Here is a 21,111-nt window from a genome sequence, read left to right as displayed (position 1 = left end):
GGGCCGGGGTGAGGGTATCGAGTGGACTTGGTTTCACCTCAGGCGTGGATCTCTTCCTGCCGCCCACCGCGGGGCTGCTCTTCTCGCGGCACGACCTTCCGCAGGGCGTCCCGCTTGCGTGCTCGCACGCTCAGCCCCACCGAGATGCCAATGCACGTCACGATGATGGCCACCGAGACCAGGGGGGCCACGTGGACCCACTCGGACAGAACCATCTTCAACCCGGCGAACGCGAGCACCGCTGCCAGTCCCCAGTGGAGGTAACGCAGCTCGTGCACCGTCTTGGCCAGGGCGATGTAGAGCGCGCGCAGCCCGAGGATGGCGAAGACGTTCGAGGTATAGACGACGAAGAGGTTGTGACTCACCGACAGCGCGGCCGGCACCGAGTCGATGGCGAAGGCCACGTCCGACAGCTCGATGGCGATCAGCGCGATGAGGAGCGGAGTCGCCTGCCACTTGCCGTCCACGTGCTTGAAGAACTGCTTGCCCTCATACTCCGAGGTCACGGGCAGACGCTTCTCCAACCAGTCCACGACCTTGTTGTCCGACTCCTCCGAGGGATGGCGACGTGCCACGCGCCACGCGGCGACGAGCAGGATGGCGCCGAAGATATAGACCACCCAGTTCCAGCGCTCGATGGCCTCCAGGCCCAGGAAGATGAACAGGCCTCGGAACACGAGGGCCCCGAAGATGCCCCAGAAGAGCACCCGTCGCTGCTTGTTCTCGGGCACGCTCAGGCTGGCGAAGATGACGAGGAAGACGAACAGGTTGTCCAGGCTGAGGCTCTTCTCGATGAGGTAGGCGCCCAGGTACTCCTGTGCGGTGTTACCCCCATGCCTCAGCCAGACGAAGAAGCCGAAGGCCAGGCCCACGAGTATCCACGCGATGCTCCAGGCATACGCCGCCTTCTTCGTCTCCCCTCGCTTCGTCCGGTGGGCGAGCAGATCGATGAAGATCATCGACACCACGACCACTCCGAAGAGGCCCCACTCCCACGGTGCTATCTGCCCTGAGCTCATCGGCCCGCTCCTGGCGTCTTCGAGGCCTCCTGCGGGTGGGCAAGCGCTTCGGCGGTCACTGCGACCGCACCAGGCACTCCCCGGCGGATGAACGGACGAGCCATGCACACCTCCCGGCCACGGATGCGGCGGCCGTGTGGGGAAGCTGACAATGCAGCGGCCCATCAACAACCTGGACTCCTCGGGACTCGTCATCCCGTGTGCGCTTCATCCTTTCGGAAGCCGCTCAGCGTGCGACGAGCATGGCGCCTGTCCGTCCGCCCTCCCTACAGCTCTCGTTGTCGAGTGCTCGGGTCTCCCGGCGCGGGGCTGCCCTCTCTCCACTGCTGAGTCGGCTCACGATGTGGCGCCGCGCAACTACGGCAACCTGCGCATCGGCGCGTCCACCTCCATCAGCCGTCCCATCCTCTGCCTGGAGCTATCTCCCCTCGAACTGCTCAGCTGCCTCCATGCGAGGTGGCATGGCCGGCACCGTCCACCTGCGGCGGGGCGAGGCGCTGGAACTGGTGGCCACACTCAACATCCCGCCTCCTGTGATGGACGCCGTGCGCGTTGTACCTCGGGGCAAGGGCATGGCGGGCCTCGCCCTGGGCACGGGGGAGCCAGTGCAGACGTGCAACCTTCAGGCGGACGAGAGCGGCCGCATCCAGCCTGGGGACCGGCGCGTGCCCGTGCGCGCCGCGGTGGCCCTGCCCGTGCTCGACGCGGCCGGTGAGGTACGCGCCGTGGTGGGCATCGCCTTCTTGCACGAGGGCGACCTCTCCTCCGAGCTGACGCGGGCGCTGATGGCCGCCGCGGCCGAGCTTCCGTTGGCGGCCTGTGAGCCGATGCTCAAGGCCAACGCCAGACGCCGTTGACCCCGGAGTCTCGCGGGAGTTGGACGGTACCGGACTTGGAACTGGGTATCCGAGGCATGCGCCCATCAGGGCCCCCCAGGGCGATGCACACGGGATACTCCGCGCCATTCGGCAGCAATGCTTTCGTGTAGCGGCCGATGACGGCTTCCCGGCCGACGTCATCCGTCAGGCCAGGGCCTATCCACAGGTAGCCATACAAGAGCGAGCCCTCCACCAGCAGCCCCTCTCCAACCGTGATGCGGCCGACGACGGGGCCTTCCTTGTAGAGCCCCATCTCCCACGCCTCTCCCGGCTGGTTGACGTCGACGAGTGCCCTCAGAGGGCTGGCCGTATGGAACTTCAGTTCCTTGAACATCGCCTCGGTGGCTTCCGTGGGGCAGTTGGCCGGTGTGGGCTTCACCTGGACAGCGGGGCAGCCCAGTCCGATGGTGGCGCACAGCCAAACGGCGAGGATGCCTGAGCGCGAGGAATGACGAGGGGAGGAGGAGTCCTGGGGAGCGATGGGGTGAAGCACGGGCGGGTTTCCTCTCTGATTGGGGGCGGACATACCAGGCTCCGCCACGGGGGAGGACGCGAGCGTGGCTCGTCCGGAGAGCAGTCCCATGGCGCCAAGGACGAGGAGTGCCGCCAACGCGGCGATGAGCCACCTCCTCCGGCGCCCCATGCCGTGCGCCCGGGGGGGCGTCTCCTGCTGGGGGTCCTCTTGCGATGGAGCATTCTCCGAGGGTCGAGCCGCCTGCGCGTCGGCAACTGCTTCCTGGTTCCAGCCCGCCTGCTCCTTCGACGCCTCGAATGCCGAGCTGTCTGGCGCGGTCAGGGGGACCTTCCAGGCGGGGGACGTCCTCTCCTGCTCTGCGGCCCTCTCCAGCGTCACGAGCAGTGACGCGGTGTCGGGGTAGCGCGCCTCGGGCTTCTTCTCCAGCAGCTTCATGGCGATGTCGCTGAGGGAGCGCGGCGCCAGGGGATTGAGGAGGTGGGGGGCGGCCGGGGTGACGGTGGCGATGGCAGCCACCAATTCCTTGTCCGGCAGCTCCGGGTCGAAAGGGTGCAGGTCCGTGAGGGCTTGATAGAGCAACACCCCCAGTGCATACAGGTCCGCGGACACGCCTCCGTGGAAGGGTTCTCCCCGCTTCCACGCCTCGGAGCGTGTGTAGGCCAGGAGCTCGGGCGGCAACAGGTGCAGCACACCCTCGGGCAGGCCCAGCGTCTTCGTGAGGGCTCCCGGAATGCGCACGGTGCCGAAATCAATGAGGAAGGGCCTGCCGTCCTCGCGACGGATGAGGATGTTCTCCGCCTTCAAGTCGCGGTGGTGCACGCCTCGTGCGTGCAACACGCCCACGGTACGTACCACGCTGGAGAAGGTTTCCACCAACCGGGCTGAGTGAGGGGGCTTGCGCCACCGCCACTGGTGCCAGTTGTCCCCGTTCACGAAGTCGGTGACGAGAAAGGGGTAACCCTTGGTGGGGTTGGGCCAGAAGTCTACCCCGTACACGCGCAGCAGGTTGGGATGGGAGGAGTAGGTGAATAGGGCCGCCGCCTCGCGCGCCAGTTGCCGGTAGGTGCTCTTCTCCTCCACGTACTGCTCTTCCGTGAGGTCCTCCCTGGATTGGGTGAGAGGGAGCAGCGCCATCTTCAGGGAGTAGGGGCGGCCATCGCGCTCCACCTTGAAGACGCGGGAGGACCCTCCACGGCCCAGCACCTGGACGATGAGCCAGGGCCCCACCATGTCGCCGGGGTTGAGATGGTCGGGGTGCAGCGCGTCCGTCATGGCCGGCCTTCCTAGAGTTCCGCAGTGCCGATGACAAGGTGCCGCTCGCCACCCTTTTCCCGCAGTTCAAGGCGGAATATCTCGGCGACGTTCCAGTAGGGCGATTCCGTCTCGGCTACCACCAGTCCCGTTTCCCCTGGGGCGAGTTTCGGTCTGTCCATGCGCACGGAGAGCACCTTCACGGGCATGCCGTCCGCCCTGATGAGCCGCGCCTCCCCTGCTGTCCATGGCTGCTGCCCGGGGAGGTTGTGCACACGCATGGCGACCAGCGCCCAGGTTCGTGCTCGGAACCCGGTGCCCTCCTTCAGTTTCATGCCGGACTGGATGTCCTGAATGAGTTTGATGCGCCGGGCCCGGACGCCATCGAGATCCAATCGTCCGGAGAACACGAGATTGGCGGGCCCGCCCGCTTCGCACTGGGCCAGTGCCGCTTCCAATGCCGCCGGGAAGCGTTGCATGCGTGCAACATCCACCCGCGTGTCCACCATCGTGGGGTGGGACACGAGAGCGACGACGGCATGCGCCGGGGAACGACCGTCCTTGTAACGCACCCGCACACCCAGTCGCTCGCCGTCCCCAGGTGCCACGAGAGGTTCGAGGAAGAGAGTGCGCTCGCCTGGGTCCACCAACCGGAAGCGTGTCGACTGCCCCTCTACCTCTATCGAGGCCCTATCGATGGGGGCGTCGAACACGAGAGTGGTGGCGATCCCGGCCGCCACCCGCACCTCTGGCACCGGCTCACTCGAATTGCTCGGGACGAAGACTTGCCGCTCCTGGCGGTCGTGGCCAGGGTGCTGGGGCTGCTGAGCTGTCGCCGCACTCCCCGTCAGGATGAGAACGAGCGTTAGCAACGGTAGAAGTTGCACCAGGGTGGAATACCTCCAGAGTCAACCCTAGCAGATGCCGCATCACATGCGAGCGGACTCCTAGGAGCCTGTCGGAATACCTCGGCCACCCACTACATGAGGGGTAGTGCGACTCAAACACACCGCTATGGTTGGTATGTAGGAGTCGTTTTTCGGCGGTACTCCGACAAGCTCCTAGGAGCGCTCTAAGTCATCCGAACCAAGTCTCTTCAAGCGGTGCACTTGCCGCAAAGACGAGGGCACCTTCTGGCCGCGTGGCGTGCCGACTGGTCCGACCATCGGACCAGTTGCTCCCGAGCGAGGCCAGGACCTCCCTCCCCTGAAAGAACTTACTAGCGTGCTGGTGCGAGGCGTTGCGGCACTACGGCGAACCACGAGGACATCCAGGCTGACAGCGGGGGCCATGTCACGCACAGTGTGACTTCGCTATTGACTAATGATGTGTGGAGGTGTACTACATATCCACGCTCGACGCAGGGAAGACGCTCCCTGCACCGCTTGGCAGCAAAGCGCGCCGATTTCCTCTTTCGGGGGTCGCGCTCAACAAGTCAACCGCCTAAAGGGAAACGCACCGCCTGTATGGGGTGGCCTCCCCACCAATGCTTGTCACGGCTTCCGCGGTCCTGTTGCGACCGCGATTCGTTACACCATTTCACCCGGAGGTAGCACATGCACTACGAAGAGAAGACGAGCTGCCCGCATTGCCACTATCACGGCCCCATCCAGAGGGATTTTGGATACCGGCGCAGGAAGGACGGCTCCCTTCACCCTCAGTCGTGGTGCAGGATCTGCCGCCGAGAGGAGCGGAAAAAGCGGCGACTCATGGGGAGTCCGTCGAGGAAGTATTGAGTGCTCGCTTGTTGCGAACATGCCTCGAACCTGACCTCTGACCCCACTCTCACGTGGGGCCCTCGTCCACCACGACGCAATGAGGAATGCGTACGAGCATCTCAACGCGGTTCGGCAACGAGTCTTCCCGTATGCAACTTCCCGCCTTCCTGCACGGTTCACGAGGTACGGTCCATCGCAAGGCAGTGGCCGAGGGGCGGCGCTGTGCCCGGCAGTACCAGAAGAACGGCTCCTTCACGCTGCCTCGCGAGATGCTCGAGCTTTCACCCGTTGACGTGGTGAGCACCTATGGCGGCTCGGACTTCCAGCAGCATCTTCCGGCGTGGCGGCTGTACCTGCTCTTCGATGTGGAGATGAGCCTGTGCGAGGCCCTGGAGCGCGGCGACTGGAGACAGGCGGAGGACCAATACGAGGTGTTCTTCCGCGAGACCGCCTGGGGCGCGTTGTACTACGCCATCGCCGAGAAGCTCCCCGAGAGCGCCGAGCGCACGGCGCAGCGCATCCAGGCGGTGCTGCGCTCGTGGGAGATGCTGGAGACGGCGCGCTACCATTACAAGAAGCCTGGCGCCATTCTCGGCCTGGGTGAGCTACTGGGCTGTGCCCTGGACTGGGTCCTGGAAGGCTGGTGCTCCGAGGGAGGAGACTCCGTGCGGGCCGCCCTGGAGGTCGCGGCTGCTCGAATGGCTCGCGCCAGCCGCGGGGACTGCGAGGAGGTCATCCTCAGGCGCCTGCCCTGGGTGTTTCAGTTCGCGGAGCAGCTCCAGCACCCGGAGACGGTGACCGACATCGCCTTCTGGCGTGAGCGGCTCCCCCTGCTCGACACCGAGTCCTTCGATCGCATCTCCGCCGCTTCCCCCGTCAGCGTGACGCAGCTGCTGTACCAGTGGGACCGGCAGCTCTCGGGGCACTGAGCCCCTCACCCGGAGGGTGAGGGGAAGGGCGCTCACTGAGCCTCTCTACCGGCGCGGCTGCTCAGGCAGGGCCGGCTCAAGCGCCACGGCCTCCAGCGTCTCCGCCAGCGTGAGCCCCATCACCTGCGAGTAGAAGGCCAGCTCGGCCTCCAGCGCCTTCTTGGTGTCCGCAGTGATGCGCGGGCCGTACGGCTCGCCGTCCACGGGCAGCATCGCCGTGGGCACGCCGTTGGCGCGCAGCTTGCGCATCATCTCTTCGGTCTCCCGCTGCGACGTCTGGCCGTCCAGCCGGGCCTGGATGAACAGCAGCGGGCTGCGCTTGATGTTGTCCAGGTGCACGCTGGGCGAGCGGTCCTGCAGCAGTTGCCTGGACTCGGGCTGGGGTCCGAGCACCTGGTCCATGTAGTGGGCCTCGAACTTCTCCGCGTGCTCCGCCAGCGACTCCAGGTTGGCGACGGCGCTGGCGCTGGTGCCGCAGCGAAGGATGTCGCGGAAGGCCAGCAGCGACAGCGTGGTGTAGCCGCCCGTGCCGCTGCCGCGCGCCACCAGCCGCTTCGCGTCTGCCTTGCCTTCCTGCACCAGCCGCAGCGCGGCGTTGGCGCAGTCATCCACGTCCATCACACCCCAGTTGCCGTAGAGCGACAGGCGGTACTCGCGCCCGTAGCCGGTGCTGCCCCGGTAGTTGACGTCCACCACCGCGAAGCCTCGGCTGGTGAAGTACTGGATGGTCCAGTCCAGCTTCGTCGAGGCGGAGGCCGTGGGGCCGCCGTGGTTCATGATGAGCAGGGGCGGCTTCTCACCCGCGGGAGCGCTGTAGCCCGGGTGGGTGGGCGGGTAGTACCAGGCATGGGCCTCGCCCAGCTCCGTGGTGGGGAAGTGCAGCGGCTCGCAGCGCGAGAGGTAGGGCACCAGCTCCTCGGGCAACCGCGTGCAGGCCTTGAGCACCTGCGGCTTGCCGGACTCCATGTCCAGCCGCACCACGGATGCCGGCTGCTCCGGCCCGCCGCCCACGAAGTAGGCCGTGGCGAAGCCCCCGCGCACCTGGGACACATCCGTGAAGGGCGTGGCCAGCTCGGCGAACTGGCCGAGCACCACGTCCAGCCGCCCCAGCTTCCACTGGCCCTGCTCGTTGAAGGCACACACCACGTGCCGCGGCGAGATGAAGGCATAGGTGGACATGCCGAGCTGCCACTGGGCCGCGCCGAACTCCGCCTTGCGCTCCAGCACCGGCACCACGCTGCGCCCTTGCAGCCGGTAGAGGTTCCACCAGTTGTTGCGGTCGCTCACGAAGTACAGCTCGCCCTGCGGGCTCCACTCAGGCTGGAAGACGGACTCGGTGGTGCTGCCGGCCACCAGCCTCGGGTGGTGCAGCACGCCCATCTCGTCCACATCCGCCACCCACAGCTCGCAGCCATCCCACGGCATGCAGGGGTAGTCCCAGGCCAGCCACGCCATGCGCCGGCCGTTGGGGCTCAGCGTGGGCGAGGAGTAGAAGTCCCGCCCCTCCGTCAGCACCGTCTGCCGCTGCCCATCAATGTCCACCGCCACCAGCGAGGCGCGCGGCTGGCCGTCCTTCAGGTTGCGCCAGTCCTCGCGCACGCACACCACGCGGTTGCGCGTCCGGTCCATGACCAGGTCGCCGAAGCGGTGCTTGCCACCCGTGTCCGGCGTGAGGGGCACCGGCGTGCGGCCCGGGTTCACCCGGTACAGCCGCTGGTCCACGTGCATCCCGGTGCTCGCGTGGTTGACGAAGACCACCAGCCCCTCGGACACCGCGAAGGAGCCTCCGCCCTGTCCATACACCAGGCTGTGCGAGCTGTAGGCCGGCTTGCCCTCTCCCGGCAGGGGGAGGATGTCCGTGAGGGCCCCGTCCACCGAGCGCCGGACGATGGCGTGCCGTCCCCGCTCGCTGGGGCGGACCTCCAGCCAGTACACGTCATCGCCATCCACGGCCACCTCCCCCAGCGACAACGTCTGGGTGGCGATCATGTCGGCGGTGATGGGGGACTTCCATGAGCCGTAGGGAGCCTCCCGACTAGCGAGCGTCATGAGCAGGCCTTTCCTTGGGTACGTGTGAGCGACGGAGCCCTGTTTCTAGCACCCCAGCACGACGTGCCGTGCCGGGGGCGGGGACCCGATTCCGTGGGGAAGTGTCGCATTTCGCGCACCCGGCGTCGATCTACGCGCCCCGGGGGGAAAGGATGCCCCGGTTAGAAACTTCCGCCCAGGCCCACCAGTGCACCCCGCGAGGAGAAGGCCAGCACGGGCTGGAGCCGGCGGGGCGCGGAGGCCATGGCGGGGGCCTGGGGGCCGGGCGCTCGCTCTGGCCGAGTGAGCTCGTAGCCCACCATGGCGCCCATCAGCGGGAAGGAGAAGGCGAGGGGCAGCCCGAGCGTATGGGGAACAAACATCGCTACGAGGATGCCGGGGAGGAGGCCCAGGAGCGATCCGGCCAGGGCCCCCAGGAGATTTCCGTCCCCACCCATGAGCTGACCACTGCTCCAGACACCCAGGGGTATCCCGATGCCGACGCCCAGGAGCACTCCGATGAGGTTCGGACCCAGGCAAGGCATGAAACCGCCCTGGAAGCCCAAGAGGTCCGCGTCACACATGGCCTGGCTGGTCACGATGCCGGCGTACCCACCTCCCAACCCCAGCAGCACGCCGACCCCCGCCTCGGTCACGAGGCGCCACCCGGGCGAAAGGCGAGAGGCGTCGTCCGCTTGTGCCCACGGTTCTTCGCTCAGCCGCAGGGGGGCATGCTCTTGCGTGCCGGGCTGCTCGGAAGCGGCGAGAGGGGGCTGCTCCTCGGTGGCCGGCTCTTGGGCGGAGAGGCCCACGCCGGGGGCGAGCAGGAGGATCAGCAGCAGGGGGAGTCGGGTGGTGATGGACGAGAAGTCGCTCATGGCCGCGGCCGCTTGCAACAAGAGGGCCGTTGCCTCACCGAGAGCGGAGCGGGACTGCGCACTCCAGGGCCTGTGCAATAAGCGACACGGGAGTGCTGACGGGGCTGCACAGGGCTTCAGGGAGGCACTTCAGAAGAAGCCACCCAGGCCCACACGGGACAGGTGCGAACCCGGGTTGGCGGGCTCCGGAGTCCTCAGGGCGTTGGGCGCACGTTGTCCCGAATCCACTGCAGATACGGAGCGTGGCCCTCCGCCACGTCCAGCCGCAGCACCTCCGGGCACTGGTAGGGGTGCACCGCCACTACGCGCTCGCGCAGCGCCTCGAAGAGCGGGGCTCGCGACTTGAGGATGAGCAGGGCCTCCGGTTCGTCGTGCACCTTGCCTTCCCAGCGGTAGATGGAGCGCAGGCCGGGCACCACGTTGCCGCACGCTGCCAGCCCCTCCTCCACCAGCGTGCGGGCTAGCTCCGCGGCCTTGTCGGCCGTAGGCGCGGTCACCAGGACAAGGATGGCATCGGTCATGGGTCCACACATACCCGCCCGCTCGCGAGCGGGGAAGAGGCTGCCAATTCCTTACATGGCCCACATCTCATTGTCTGAGAGTTATTATCCAGACGGATCATTCCTGACATGAGGTCTGGAATGTTTTGCCTGTCTTAAATCAGTACGTCAGATGTTGTGTACAGCCAGACAGCAGGCCGCCGGTGGGGCCATGTCCGACTCCGCGCGCGGGCAGTGAAATGTCTCATATTGGATGCAGCAACCCTCTGCCTTCACAGGAGAAATAGGGGGAATGCGCCTTCGGGGCTGGAGGAGTGTCCGCTAGCGTCCATGCGCCGGGCCGTGTGCTCTGGGACAGTAGGCGAGCAGGCGTGGTTTCTCGTATTCCCTCTCATGTATGTTACTCGCAGTGCTCTTGGATTCCTTGCAACCGTCAGGGAATGCAAGGGGCACGGTCCAAGGGGGGAAAAGCGACATGTCATTCGCCACGCACGCACTGTCCCATCAGTCCGGAGTGTCCGCGGAGCCCTCGCGCAAGGTGTTGCTCGTCGACCAGGCCAAGGAGTTGCGGCTGTACCTGACGCCGCTGCTGCGCGCGGTGGGCTGCGAGGTGGTGTCGGTGGACAACCTGTTGTCGGCGCGGGTGGAGCTGAGCCGATTCCGGCCGTTGATGGTGGTGGTGGACTGGAGGGTGCTGCCGGCGGATGGCTCGCCGGGGTGTGCGGCGCTGCGGGGCCACGCGCAGAACGGAGACGTGCCCATCCTCGTGGTGGTGGGAGACCACACGCCGGCGGAGCTGCTGGAGGCGTGTGTGCAGGGCGGGGCAGAGGACTGCATGCTGGGTCCGGTGCGCGTCCCCGAGCTGCAGGCGCGCATCGACGTGCTGCGCGAGCGGGTGCCCGGGACGACGCCCCGGCTGATGGAGCGGCGCACCCCGCGCACCGTGCTGCTGGTGGGCGAGAGGCCAGGCGCGCGCGGTGGCTTGGGTGCGGACCTGGAGGCCTGTGGCCACCACCTGCTGTACGCCTCCACCACCGAGCAGGCCGTGGCCCGGGTGGCTGAGTTCGGTGAGCCCATCCACCTGCTGCTCACGCGCGCCTCCGTCACCTCGGCTGAGGAGATGATGCGCGTGGAGCGCCTGCGCACCGAGTCGCGGCTGGGGCGGGTGCACACCGTGGTGGTGTCGGACGGCGAGGTGACGGCGGTGCCGATGCTCGGGCAGGTGTGGCTGAGCGCGCGCACCCTGGCGCCGCGCCACCTGCTGGCCCGCATCAACGGTCTGATGCAGCGCAACGTGTCCACACTGCTGGTGGACGAGCGCGTCCCCTTCGTCTGCCCGGTGGAGTACCGCGAGGTGGGTAGCTTCTCCTGGTCCTCTTGCTACTCCAGCGCGCTGAGCCCGGGCGCCCTCTTCGTGCGCACCCTGGTGCCCGCCCGCGCCGGCGCCGCCCTGGAGCTGCGCATCCACCTGCCCACCACCCGCGAGGTGCTCGAGGGCCCCGGCCTCGTCTCCTGGTCCAATCCCTACACCTCGCGCCGCACCTCCACCTATCCGCTCGGCATGGGCATCCAGTTCCTGGGGATGAGCCCCCGGCGGCTGATGCAGCTGCGCGAGCTCATCCGCGCCAGCAGTGGCCTCATCTGATTTCCCCTTCTGTCTTTACCCCTTCTCGGAGGAACGACATGGCCAGGAAGAAGATCCTCCTCGTCGACGACTCGAGCACCGTGCTGTTGCTGCACCGGATGATGCTGGCCCACTGCGGCTATGAGCTGCTCACGGCCAGGGATGGCCAGGAGGCGCTCGACAAGGCCTACACCGAGCGGCCGGACCTCATCTTCTTGGATGTCCTCATGCCCCGCATGGATGGCTTCCAGACGTGCCGGGCCTTGCGCTCGCGCTCGGAGACGAAGGACGTGCCCATCATCCTTGTCACCACCCGGGGCGAGCCGCACTACGTGCGCCAGGGCTTCGAGAGCGGGTGCACCGACTACATCACCAAGCCCTTCGATGGTGAGGAGTTGCTGGCCAAGGTGCGCAGCCATCTGGAAGAGGCGAGGAGCGCATGAGGGAGGAGCTCCGCTGGGAGAACGAGGCCCTGCGCACGGAGGTGGCGGCCCTGCGCGCGGAGAACGGACGGCTGCGTGCCTCGCTCGCTCGCCACCAGGAGGAGGAGCAGTGGAGGGCCCAGCGTCAGGGCCTGGTGGAGGCAGAGCTCGCTCACCTGGTGCGCCTGCGCGTGGCCACCCAGCGGCTGCACGAGACGCTTCATCCGCCGGAGCTGCTGTCCATCCTCCAGGATTTGCTCGTCAACCTGGTGGGCTCGGAGACGCTAGGCATCTTCGAGCGCGAGGGCGCGGAGCTGGTGCTGCGGGTATCGCTGGGCATCGACGCCGAGCGCTTTCGTCGGCTGTCGCTGGAGGACGGCCCTATTGGTCGGTCGGCGAGCACCGGCACCTCCTGGTTGGAGGAGTTGATGGAGACCGGGAGCGCTCAAAACCAGACAGAAAGGCCGCGCGCGTGCGTCCCCCTGAGACTGGGAGGGCACGTCCTCGGGATGATGGTGCTGTTCGGCCTGCTACCCCACAAACCGCGCCTCGAGCCTGAGGACCGTGAGCTGCTGGAGCTGCTCGCGACGGAAGGTGGCAGGGCCTTGTACTGCGCCCGCGGCATGGCCGCGGGCAAGCCGTCCTGAGAGGGCGGTTTCGAGGGAGGGGGACGAACTTGGAACTGGATCGCGAGCGATTGCTCGCCACCTTTGCCGAAGAGTCGGGCGAGATCCTCACGGAGATGGAGGAGACGCTCGTCTCGATGGAGGAGCACCCAGACGAGGAGCGGCTGCGGTCCATCTTCCGGGGCGCTCACACGGTGAAGGGGGCGGCAGCGGCGATGGGCATCTCCGGCATGACGGACGTGGCGCATGTGCTGGAGGACGTGCTGGAGATGCTGGTGGAGCGGCGGCTGCCGGTGTTGGACGAGCACGTGACGGTGCTGCTGGCGGCGGTGGACCGGCTGCGAGAGCTGCTGGCGGCGGTGCTCGCTGGGCAGGAGCGACCGGCGGAGGAGGATGCAGGGCTGGTGGAGCGCCTGAGGGCCTGTGTCGAGGCGTTGCGTCAGCAGGAGGCGCCGCGGGTGGTGTACGCCGCGCGGGTGGAGGAGCCGGCGCTGGAAGACCTGGCGGGGCGTCGCGCGCGCACGCTACGCGTGGACGTGGAGAAGCTGGACCGGATTGCCATCCTCACAGGAGAGCTGGCCATCGCGCGCACACGGCTGGCACAGGTGCTGGCCACGGGCACGGCCGAAGAGGCGCTGGAGATTCACCTCGAGGCGGACCGGCTGCACGAGGAGCTGCAGGAAGAGGTGATGCGGGTGCGGATGGTGCCGGTGGGTCCGCTCTTCCGGCAGCACCTGCGCACGGTGAGGGATTTGACGCGGACGGAGCGCAAGTGGGCGCGGCTGGTGCTGGAGGGCGAGGAGGTGGAGGTGGACACCGCGCTGGTGGAAGGCCTGCGCGAGCCGTTGCTGCACCTGGTGCGCAACGCGGTGGACCATGGACTGGAGATGCCGGAGGAGCGGCGGGCGGCGGGAAAGGAGGCCTGCGGCACGCTGGTGCTGAGGGCCTTCCACGAGCCGGGCTCACTGGTGGTGGAGCTGAGCGATGACGGCCGGGGCCTGCACTACGAGCGGCTGAAGGAGAAGGCGCGCGGGCTGGGAATGGAGCCCGAGCGGATGACGGTGGAGGAGCTGGAGGAGCTCATCTTCCTGCCGGGGCTGTCCACGGCGGAGGAGGTGACGGAGGTGTCCGGGCGCGGGGTGGGCATGGATGTGGTGCGCCGGAGCGTGGAGGCGCTGCGGGGCTCGGTGACGCTGCGCAGCCAGGAGGGGCAGGGCACCACGGTGACGCTGAGGGTTCCGCTGACGCTGGCCACCATCCAGGGCTTCTCCGTGGGGGTGGGCGAGGAGACGTACGTGCTGCCGCTGGAGGCGGTACGCGAGTGCCTGGAGCTGCCAACGGATCGCAGCGGGCAGCCGGGGGGCGGCGTGTTGAACCTGCGAGGCCGGTCGCTGCCCTACCTGCGGCTGCGCGAGCTGCTGGGGGTGCAGGGCCCCGGGCCCGACCGGGAGAGCGTCGTCGTGCTGGGCCACGGAGGCAGCCGCGCGGGCCTGGTGGTGGACTCGTTGTTTGGCGAGGGCCAATGCGTCCTCAAGCCCCTGGGCCGGCTCTTCCGTCACCTGCCCGGCGTGTCCGGCTCCACCATTCTCGGGAGCGGCCGGGTGGGGCTCGTCCTGGATGTCCCGACCCTGCTGCGCACGGCTATCCGCCAGCGGGCCGCCGTGGGGTAACGCCCCGAAGGCCCGGACTCCTCATCTCTTGAAAGACAACCATGCTCCAGAACCTCACCATTTCCCGAAAGCTGCAGCTTGGATTCGGAGTCCTCGTCACGCTGCTCGCCACCGCCATCTGGGGGGCCTACGCCTTCTTCATGATGTTGGTCAACCAGCCTGATTACTACCGCTCCCATGAGGTGCGCATAGAGCTGCTGAACATGGGCATCAGCCTGGTGGCCATGCATGACCAGGTGACGGAGTTCATGCTCACGGGCAAAGAGGCCTTTCTCGAGCCGCTGCCCCAGCGGAAGTCCGAGTTCCTCAATGCCCACGCTCGGGCGAAGGAGCTGACGGCCAACACCGCGAAGGAGCAGGACCTGCTCCAACAAATCATGGGGCAGTACCAGCTGCAGTTCCTTCCTCACCTCGAGCGCATGACGGCACTGCGCCAGGACGTGGACGCGGGCCGTGTCCCCATGGAGCAGCTCTCCGAGTTCGTGAAGAGCGGCAAGGGGGGACAGATTCTAGGGGTCATGCAGGGCATGGCGGAGACCATCAAACAGGATGAGTTGGAGGGGCGCCGCCGTGTCACCGAGGTGTCCGACGCGCAGATCGCCTCGCTCAAACAGATGTTGCTGGGAGGAGGCATCGTGGGGCCGGTGCTGGCGATGCTGCTGGCCTGGATGCTGTCTCGCAGCATCGTCCGGCCCCTCAGTGAGGGCGTGAGGCTCACCGGTCAGCTGGCCTCGGGAGATCTCACGGCGTCCATCGAGGTGCAGGGCCGGGACGAGACGGCACGGATGCTGGTGGGGATGCGGGAGATGGTGCAGCGCTTCGGCAGCGTGCTGGGAGAGGTGAGAGGGGCGGTGGGCTCGCTGTCGGGCGCCTCGGGACAGGTGGCGGCGGCGGCCCAGGCGTTGTCACAAGGGACGAGCACACAGGCGGCGTCAGTGGAGGAGACGACGACGAGCCTGGAGCAGCTGAGTGCGTCCATCAGCCAGAACGCGGAGACGAGCAAGCAGCTGGAGGCGATGGCGGTGAGGGGAGCGGTGGAGGCGGAGGAGAGCGGGCTGGCGGTGAATGAGACGGTGGAGGCGATGGCGGCGATAGCCGAGAAGATCTCCATCGTGGAGGAGATTGCGTACCAGACGAACCTGCTGGCGCTGAACGCGGCGGTGGAGGCGGCGAGGGCGGGAGAGCACGGGAGAGGGTTCGCGGTGGTGGCGGCGGAGGTGAGGAAGCTGGCGGAGAGGAGCCAGAAGGCGGCCAAGGAGATAGGGGGACTGGCGGGCAACAGCGTGAAGGTGTCGGAGCGCTCGGGGAAGCTGCTCAAGGAGTTGGTGCCGTCGATACGGAGGACGGCGGAGCTGGTGCAGCAGGTGGCGGCGGTGTCGAGGGAGCAGGCCAGCGGAGTGGTGCAGATGAACCGGGCGATGGTGCAGGTGGACCAGGTGACGCAGAGGAACGCGTCAGCGGCGGAGGAGCTGTCGTCGACGGCGGAGGAGCTGGCGGCCCAAGCCGAGTCGCTGCAGCAGATGATGATGTTCTTCCGGGTGGTGGCCGAGGAGGTGCGCTCGACGCATGGAGTGGCGCAGCAGCTGCGGTCGCTGAGGCCAGCACCCGTGCACCTTCCTCTGGTGCACTCGCCGGTGCAGGGGCTGAAGGCGGTGGCGCAGGTGCTGCCAACGCAGGTGTCGCCCGCGTCCGTTCCAGGGACACCCGAGCGTGCGGCGCCTGGCGTGGACCACGACTTCAAGCGCTTCTAGCGACGCGACATCCATGCTCGAGAACCTCACCATTGCCAGGAAGCTACAGCTTGGGTTGGGCCTGCCCGTTGCCTTGCTCGTCGCCATCATCTGGGGGACCTATGCGCTCTTCGCCGGTCTGGTGGACGCCGCTGTCGCGAACTACCGCTCCTATGAGGTCGCGGGTGAGGTCGAGACTCTGAAGGTCCTCCTCCTGGACATGGAGGACCGGATGCGAGGCTTCGCACTCACGGGGGACGACTCCTTTCTCGAGCCACAGCCCCAGTTGCAGTCCCAGTTCCTCCAAGCTCATGCGGCCTTGAAGGAGAAGAGCGCGACAGGTGGCCATGCGCGCGAATTGCTTCAACAACTGCTGGACCAGTATCAGCAGCAATTCCTTCCGCACTTCGCGCACCTGGTGTCGCTGCGCCGGGACGTGGATGCCGGGCGCATCGGGATGGAGCAACTCTTCGATTACGTGAAGAGCGGCAAGGGACGGAAGATCATGGGGGGGTTGCGCAGCACGGCGGAAGCGCTCCAGAAGGCAGAGGGGGTTGCGCGAGAGCAGCGTGACGAGGTGTCCGGCAAGAGTGTGGACCACTTGAAGCACATGCTGGTGCTGGGGGGGCTGGGGGGGCCGGTGCTGGCGGTGCTGCTGGCCTGGGTGCTGTCTCGCGGCATTACCCAGCCGCTGAATGAGGCGGTGGCGCTCACCGGTCAGCTGGCCTCGGGAGATCTCACGGCGAGCATTGAGGTGAGGGGCCAGGACGAGACGGCGCGGATGCTGGCGGGGATGAGGGAGATGGTGCAGCGCTTTGGCAGCGTGCTGGGAGAGGTGAGAGGGGCGGTGGGCTCGCTGTCGGGAGCCTCGGGACAGGTGGCGGCGGCGGCGCAGGCGCTGTCACAAGGGACGAGCACACAGGCGGCGTCGGTGGAGGAGACGACGACGAGCCTGGATCAGCTGAGTGCGTCCATCAGCCAGAACGCGGAGACGAGCAAGCAGCTGGAGGCGATGGCGGTGAGGGGAGCGGTGGAAGCGGAGGAGAGCGGGCTGGCGGTGAATGAGACGGTGGAGGCGATGGCGGCGATAGCCGAGAAGATCTCCATCGTGGAGGAGATTGCGTACCAGACGAACCTGCTGGCGCTGAATGCGGCGGTGGAGGCGGCGAGGGCGGGAGAGCACGGGAGAGGGTTCGCGGTGGTGGCGGCGGAGGTGAGGAAGCTGGCGGAGAGGAGCCAGAAGGCAGCCAAGGAGATAGGGGGACTGGCGGGAAGCAGCGTGAAGGTGTCGGAGCGCTCGGGGAAGCTGCTCAAGGAGCTGGTGCCGTCGATACGGAGGACGGCGGAGCTGGTGCAGCAGGTGGCGGCGGTGTCGAGGGAGCAGGCCAGCGGAGTGGTGCAGATGAGCCGGGCGATGGTGCAGGTGGACCAGGTGACGCAGAGGAACGCGTCAGCGGCGGAGGAGCTGTCGTCGACGGCGGAGGAGCTGGCGGCCCAAGCCGAGTCGCTGCAGCAGATGATGATGTTCTTCCGGGTGATGGCCGAGGAGGTGCGCTCGGCGCATGGAGTGGCGCAGCCGGTGCGCTCGCTGAGGCCAGCACCCGTGCACCTTCCTCTGGTGCACTCGCCGGTGCAGGGGCTGAAGGCGGTGGCGCAGGCGCTGCCAACACAGGTGCCACCCAACGGCGTACCCCAAGACTTCAAGCGCTTCTAGGAACCGCTCTCTTCTCCTTCTCGGCATCCACTCACAGGACATCCATGATCGACAGCCTGAGTATCGCCAGGAAGCTCCAGCTTGGGTTTGGTGCGCTCGTCACGCTGCTCGCCGCCGTTGTCTGGGGTTCCTTCCTGCTCTTCCTTGGCCTGCTGGACACAGCGGGGGAAAGCTCTCGTTCCTACGAGGGTCTGCTGGAGTTGCGAGCCATGGGCATCGCCCTGATGGATCATGAGGCCCGGCTGCAGGGGTTCGCACTCAGCGGCTCTGAGTCCGCCCTCGAGCTGATGCCCCAACGGCAATCCGAGTTTCTCCGCAGCCATGCCAAAGCGAAGGAGCTGACGGCGGAGAATGCCCGCATCCAGGAGCTGCTCCATCAACTGCTGGACCACTATCAGCAGCAATTCCTCCCCCACGTCGAGCGCCAGGTGTCGCTGAAGCGGGACGTGGACGCTGGCCGCGTGCCCTTCGAGGAGCTCGTGGCCTACGCCAAGAACGGTCGGGGACAGAAGATCATGGAGTCCATGCGGGGTCTGGCGAACGCCATCCGCGCGGAGGAGAAGGTGTTGCGCGAACAGCGTGACGCGCAAGGCCAGGCGCGGGCGAGCCTGGTGAAGTGGATGTTGGTGGGCGGCGGCATTGTGGGGCCGGTGCTGGCGGTGCTGCTGGCCTGGGTGCTGTCTCGCAGCATTACCCAGCCGCTGAATGAGGCGGTGAGACTCACCGGGAAGCTGGCGTCGGGAGACCTGACGGCGAACATCGAGGTGAGGGGCCGCGACGAGACGGCACGGATGCTGGTGGGGATGAGGGAGATGGTGCAGCGCTTTGGAGGGGTGCTGGGAGAGGTGAGAGGGGCGGTGGGCTCGCTGTCGGGGGCCTCGGGACAGGTGGCGGCGGCGGCGCAGGCGCTATCACAGGGGACGAGCACGCAGGCCGCGTCGGTGGAGGAGACGACGACGAGCCTGGAGCAGCTGAGTGCGTCCATCAGCCAGAACGCGGAGACGAGCAAGCAGCTGGAGGCGATGGCGGTGAGGGGAGCGGTGGAGGCGGAGGAGAGCGGGCTGGCGGTGAATGAGACGGTGGAGGCGATGGCGGCGATAGCCGAGAAGATCTCCATCGTGGAGGAGATTGCGTACCAGACGAACCTGCTGGCGCTGAACGCGGCGGTGGAGGCGGCGAGGGCGGGAGAGCACGGGAGAGGGTTCGCGGTGGTGGCGGCGGAGGTGAGGAAGCTGGCGGAGAGGAGCCAGAAGGCGGCCAAGGAGATAGGGGGACTGGCGGGCAACAGCGTGAAGGTGTCGGAGCGCTCGGGGAAGCTGCTCAAGGAGTTGGTGCCGTCGATACGGAGGACGGCGGAGCTGGTGCAGCAGGTGGCGGCGGTGTCGAGGGAGCAGGCCAGCGGAGTGGTGCAGATGAGCCGGGCGATGGTGCAGGTGGACCAGGTGACGCAGAGGAACGCGTCAGCGGCGGAGGAGCTGTCGTCGACGGCGGAGGAGCTGGCGGCTCAGGCCGAGTCGCTGCAGCAGATGATGATGTTCTTCCGGGTGGTGGCGGAGGAGGTGCGCTCGGCGCATGGAGTGGCGCAGCCGGTGCGCTCGCTGAGGCCAGCACCCGTGCACCTTCCTCTGGTGCACTCGCCGGTGCAGGGGCTGAAGGCGGTGGCGCAGGTGCTGCCAACACAGGTGCCACCCACTGGCGTATCCCAAGACTTCAAGCGCTTCTAGGACGGAGAGCCTCTCCATGAGCACGAATACGAACACCGCACCTGACCTCGCCCGTCCGGCGCAGTACCTGGGCTTCTCGCTGGCGGGCGAGACCTACGCCATCGAGCTGCTGCGCATCCGTGAAATCATCGAGCACGTGCCCATCACGCGGGTGCCGGGCATGCCTCCAGCGGTGCTGGGCGTCATCAACCTGCGGGGCCGGGTGGTGCCCGTGGTGGACCTGGCGGTGACGATGGGGCTTGGCCCTCGTCCCATCACCCGGTGGACGTGCTTCGTCATCGTCGAGGCGCTCCTGGACGGGGAGCGCACCTCGCTGGGGCTGTTGGCCGACACGGTCAGCGAGGTGCTCGACCTGGGGGCGGATGACATCGAGCCGCCGCCCGCCTTCGGCACGCGCTCTCCCGTGGACTATCTGCGAGGCATGGGCCGGCAGGAGCAGCGCTTCATCCTCCTGCTGGACCTGGACCGGTTGCTGAGCGCGGACGAGCTGCTGGGCCTGGTGGGGGCCGCGAACAGTGGGGGCGCATGAGGGCAGCGGCTTCAGCGGAGACCGCGCTACCCGGTGTGGGCCCGCTCCCGTTGACGGAGCGAGAGTTCTCTCTCTTCCAGTTGTTGGTGGAGCGGGAGGCGGGCATCCACCTGGGCCCCTCGAAGCAGGCGCTGCTGGTGGGGCGGCTGTCCCGGCGGGTGCGCGCGCTGGGGTTGCCGTCCTTCGGCGCCTACTACCGCTTCGTCACCGCGCGGGGGAACGAGGCGGAGCGGGTGAGGATGCTGGACTGCCTCTGCACCAACGAGACGCACTTCTTCCGCGAGCCGCAGCACTTCGAGTTCCTGCGGCAGCGCGTCTTCCCCGAGTGGACGCGGCGGGCCGCGCAGGGGTTGATGGCGAGGCGTGTGCGGGTGTGGAGCGCGGGGTGCTCAACGGGCGAGGAGCCCTACTCGCTGGCCATGGAGCTGCTCTCTCATTTTTCGCCGGGCTCGGGCTGGGAGGTGGAGGTGCTGGCAACGGATCTGTCCACCTGGGCGTTGGAGCGTGCCAGGCAGGGGCTGTGGCCGATGGAGAAGTCGGCGAGCATCCCCCGGTCGCTCCTGCGCGCCTTCATGCTCAAGGGCGTGCGCAGCCAAGAGGGGTGGATGCAGGCGGGGCCGGAGCTGCGTGAGGTGTTGCGCTTCGCTCGCGTCAACCTGAGCGACGAGCGAGGCTGGCCAACGGGGCCCTTCGAGCTCGTCTTCTGTCGCAACGTCCTCATCTATTTCGGGGCCCAGGCCCGGGCGCAGGCGCTGAGTGCCCTGATGCGGCGGCTGCCTCCCACGGGCTACCTCTTCCTCGGGCACGCCGAGAGCCTCACCGGCAGTGCCGAGCCCGCCCGCTGCGTGGCTCCCAACATCTACTGCGCCAGGTCCTCTCCGCCCGCGGGCGGCGGCCCTACTTGACGGGGATGCGCTCCAGCGCCAGGTCGAACAGCGCCGTCTCCAGCCGCTCCACGTCCTTCTCGGTGATGCCCTGCATGGCGAACGAGACGCGGTGGGTTCCAATCTTGCGCTGCACCGCCACCACCCGGGCCTTGCCCTTCACCGGCTCCAGGTTGCCCGGCAGCCGCAGGGTGAAGCCCGGCTCCTCCGTCTCGACGGGCGGCTTGTGCAGCATCACCGAGAAGCCGCCCACCGACACATCCAGCGTCATGGCCCGGATGGGTCCGCTGGCGAAGGCCAGGTCCACCTGCAGTCCCTGAGCGATGCGGAAGCTGCGGCGCGCGGACTGCCCGGGCGGCAGGCTCATGCCCTGGGCCGCCGTCAGTGCTCGCGCGAACTGCTCCCGGGCCGCAGCGTAACGCCGCTTCTCGTCCTCCGGTAGCTGTCCCTTGCGCGCACGCGCATGGAGTGCCCGGAATTGCTCCACCCACAGATTGGCGCTCATCGCGGCT

At 67.6% G+C, this 21,111-nt stretch carries 18 protein-coding genes; 11 read left to right on the top strand and 7 right to left on the bottom strand.

What is annotated here, in order from left to right; all coding sequences use genetic code 11:
* Positions 1-38: 38 nt before the first annotated feature.
* Complete coding sequence (locus OV287_RS49870; RefSeq protein WP_267541147.1) at positions 39-1,019, bottom strand: TerC/Alx family metal homeostasis membrane protein; 981 nt, start codon at positions 1,017-1,019, stop codon at positions 39-41.
* A gap of 461 nt (positions 1,020-1,480) precedes the next feature.
* Between OV287_RS49870 and OV287_RS49865 the strand changes: the two genes are divergently transcribed.
* Positions 1,481-1,876: a GAF domain-containing protein gene (locus OV287_RS49865; protein ID WP_267541146.1), complete on the top strand. Its 396-nt coding sequence runs from the start codon at positions 1,481-1,483 to the stop codon at positions 1,874-1,876.
* On the opposite strand, the gene OV287_RS49860 is transcribed toward OV287_RS49865, so the two are convergent.
* Both OV287_RS49860 and OV287_RS49855 read right to left on the bottom strand, forming a co-directional pair.
* Positions 1,851-3,644, bottom strand: a complete 1,794-nt coding sequence (locus OV287_RS49860; RefSeq protein ID WP_267541145.1) for a serine/threonine protein kinase — start codon at positions 3,642-3,644, stop codon at positions 1,851-1,853. The two genes, OV287_RS49865 and OV287_RS49860, sit on opposite strands and share 26 nt — an antisense overlap.
* An 11-nt stretch (positions 3,645-3,655) precedes the next feature.
* Complete coding sequence (locus OV287_RS49855; RefSeq protein ID WP_267541144.1) at positions 3,656-4,510, bottom strand: DUF2381 family protein; 855 nt, start codon at positions 4,508-4,510, stop codon at positions 3,656-3,658.
* Positions 4,511-5,490: 980 nt separating this feature from the next.
* On the opposite strand from OV287_RS49855, the gene OV287_RS49850 reads away from it, so the two are divergent.
* Complete coding sequence (locus tag OV287_RS49850) at positions 5,491-6,270, top strand: hypothetical protein (RefSeq protein WP_267541143.1); 780 nt, start codon at positions 5,491-5,493, stop codon at positions 6,268-6,270.
* Positions 6,271-6,315: 45 nt separating this feature from the next.
* Here the strand turns inward: OV287_RS49850 and OV287_RS49845 are convergent, their stop codons facing one another.
* The 3 genes from OV287_RS49845 to cutA form a co-directional block, all read right to left on the bottom strand.
* Positions 6,316-8,319: a S9 family peptidase gene (locus tag OV287_RS49845; RefSeq protein ID WP_267541142.1), complete on the bottom strand. Its 2,004-nt coding sequence runs from the start codon at positions 8,317-8,319 to the stop codon at positions 6,316-6,318.
* A gap of 161 nt (positions 8,320-8,480) precedes the next feature.
* Positions 8,481-9,176, bottom strand: coding sequence for a hypothetical protein (locus OV287_RS49840; RefSeq protein WP_267541141.1), 696 nt, complete (start codon positions 9,174-9,176; stop codon positions 8,481-8,483).
* 194 nt (positions 9,177-9,370) lie between these two features.
* On the bottom strand, positions 9,371-9,697 hold the full coding sequence (gene cutA / locus OV287_RS49835) for a divalent-cation tolerance protein CutA (RefSeq protein ID WP_267541140.1): 327 nt from the start codon (positions 9,695-9,697) through the stop codon (positions 9,371-9,373).
* A gap of 454 nt (positions 9,698-10,151) precedes the next feature.
* Here cutA and OV287_RS49830 point away from each other — a divergent pair, with 454 nt between their 5' ends.
* From OV287_RS49830 to OV287_RS49790, 9 genes are read left to right on the top strand one after another with little or no spacing between them, the layout of a single operon-like run.
* Positions 10,152-11,321: a response regulator gene (locus OV287_RS49830; protein ID WP_267541139.1), complete on the top strand. Its 1,170-nt coding sequence runs from the start codon at positions 10,152-10,154 to the stop codon at positions 11,319-11,321.
* Positions 11,322-11,359: 38 nt separating this feature from the next.
* Entirely contained in the window at positions 11,360-11,743 is a 384-nt protein-coding gene (locus OV287_RS49825) for a response regulator (protein WP_267541138.1), read from the top strand.
* A complete protein-coding gene (locus tag OV287_RS49820; protein ID WP_267541137.1) occupies positions 11,740-12,369 on the top strand; it encodes a GAF domain-containing protein in 630 nt (209 codons plus the stop codon). Before OV287_RS49825 ends, OV287_RS49820 begins: the two co-directional genes overlap by 4 nt.
* A 29-nt stretch (positions 12,370-12,398) precedes the next feature.
* Positions 12,399-14,018: a chemotaxis protein CheA gene (locus OV287_RS49815; protein ID WP_267541136.1), complete on the top strand. Its 1,620-nt coding sequence runs from the start codon at positions 12,399-12,401 to the stop codon at positions 14,016-14,018.
* 41 nt (positions 14,019-14,059) lie between these two features.
* Positions 14,060-15,769: a methyl-accepting chemotaxis protein gene (locus tag OV287_RS49810; RefSeq protein ID WP_267541135.1), complete on the top strand. Its 1,710-nt coding sequence runs from the start codon at positions 14,060-14,062 to the stop codon at positions 15,767-15,769.
* Positions 15,770-15,782: 13 nt separating this feature from the next.
* A complete protein-coding gene (locus OV287_RS49805; protein WP_267541134.1) occupies positions 15,783-17,462 on the top strand; it encodes a methyl-accepting chemotaxis protein in 1,680 nt (559 codons plus the stop codon).
* 44 nt (positions 17,463-17,506) lie between these two features.
* On the top strand, positions 17,507-19,186 hold the full coding sequence (locus OV287_RS49800; RefSeq protein ID WP_267541133.1) for a methyl-accepting chemotaxis protein: 1,680 nt from the start codon (positions 17,507-17,509) through the stop codon (positions 19,184-19,186).
* A 16-nt stretch (positions 19,187-19,202) separates the two neighbouring features.
* A complete protein-coding gene (locus OV287_RS49795) occupies positions 19,203-19,715 on the top strand; it encodes a chemotaxis protein CheW (RefSeq protein ID WP_267541132.1) in 513 nt (170 codons plus the stop codon).
* Positions 19,712-20,620, top strand: coding sequence for a CheR family methyltransferase (locus OV287_RS49790; RefSeq protein ID WP_373371885.1), 909 nt, complete (start codon positions 19,712-19,714; stop codon positions 20,618-20,620). Before OV287_RS49795 ends, OV287_RS49790 begins: the two co-directional genes overlap by 4 nt.
* On the opposite strand, the gene OV287_RS49785 is transcribed toward OV287_RS49790, so the two are convergent.
* Complete coding sequence (locus OV287_RS49785) at positions 20,613-21,104, bottom strand: PilZ domain-containing protein (protein ID WP_267541130.1); 492 nt, start codon at positions 21,102-21,104, stop codon at positions 20,613-20,615. The genes OV287_RS49790 and OV287_RS49785 overlap by 8 nt on opposite strands.
* Positions 21,105-21,111: the final 7 nt, after the last annotated feature.

The organism is Archangium lansingense (assembly GCF_026626635.1).
Taxonomy (GTDB): Bacteria; Myxococcota; Myxococcia; order Myxococcales; family Myxococcaceae; genus Archangium; species Archangium lansingense.
This window is presented reverse-complemented; position numbering and strand designations above follow the sequence as displayed.

Bases quoted from the DNA above. Each gene is read 5' to 3' on its own strand.
- OV287_RS49870 (WP_267541147.1), bottom strand. From the start codon at position 1,019: ATGAGCTCAGGGCAGATAGCACCGTGGGAGTGGGGCCTCTTCGGAGTG.
- OV287_RS49865 (WP_267541146.1), top strand. From the start codon at position 1,481: ATGGCCGGCACCGTCCACCTGCGGCGGGGCGAGGCGCTGGAACTGGTG.
- OV287_RS49860 (WP_267541145.1), bottom strand. From the start codon at position 3,644: ATGACGGACGCGCTGCACCCCGACCATCTCAACCCCGGCGACATGGTG.
- OV287_RS49850 (WP_267541143.1), top strand. From the start codon at position 5,491: ATGCAACTTCCCGCCTTCCTGCACGGTTCACGAGGTACGGTCCATCGC.
- OV287_RS49845 (WP_267541142.1), bottom strand. From the start codon at position 8,319: ATGACGCTCGCTAGTCGGGAGGCTCCCTACGGCTCATGGAAGTCCCCC.
- OV287_RS49840 (WP_267541141.1), bottom strand. From the start codon at position 9,176: ATGAGCGACTTCTCGTCCATCACCACCCGACTCCCCCTGCTGCTGATC.
- cutA (WP_267541140.1), bottom strand. From the start codon at position 9,697: ATGACCGATGCCATCCTTGTCCTGGTGACCGCGCCTACGGCCGACAAG.
- OV287_RS49830 (WP_267541139.1), top strand. From the start codon at position 10,152: ATGTCATTCGCCACGCACGCACTGTCCCATCAGTCCGGAGTGTCCGCG.
- OV287_RS49825 (WP_267541138.1), top strand. From the start codon at position 11,360: ATGGCCAGGAAGAAGATCCTCCTCGTCGACGACTCGAGCACCGTGCTG.
- OV287_RS49820 (WP_267541137.1), top strand. From the start codon at position 11,740: ATGAGGGAGGAGCTCCGCTGGGAGAACGAGGCCCTGCGCACGGAGGTG.
- OV287_RS49810 (WP_267541135.1), top strand. From the start codon at position 14,060: ATGCTCCAGAACCTCACCATTTCCCGAAAGCTGCAGCTTGGATTCGGA.
- OV287_RS49805 (WP_267541134.1), top strand. From the start codon at position 15,783: ATGCTCGAGAACCTCACCATTGCCAGGAAGCTACAGCTTGGGTTGGGC.
- OV287_RS49800 (WP_267541133.1), top strand. From the start codon at position 17,507: ATGATCGACAGCCTGAGTATCGCCAGGAAGCTCCAGCTTGGGTTTGGT.
- OV287_RS49795 (WP_267541132.1), top strand. From the start codon at position 19,203: ATGAGCACGAATACGAACACCGCACCTGACCTCGCCCGTCCGGCGCAG.
- OV287_RS49790 (WP_373371885.1), top strand. From the start codon at position 19,712: ATGAGGGCAGCGGCTTCAGCGGAGACCGCGCTACCCGGTGTGGGCCCG.
- OV287_RS49785 (WP_267541130.1), bottom strand. From the start codon at position 21,104: ATGAGCGCCAATCTGTGGGTGGAGCAATTCCGGGCACTCCATGCGCGT.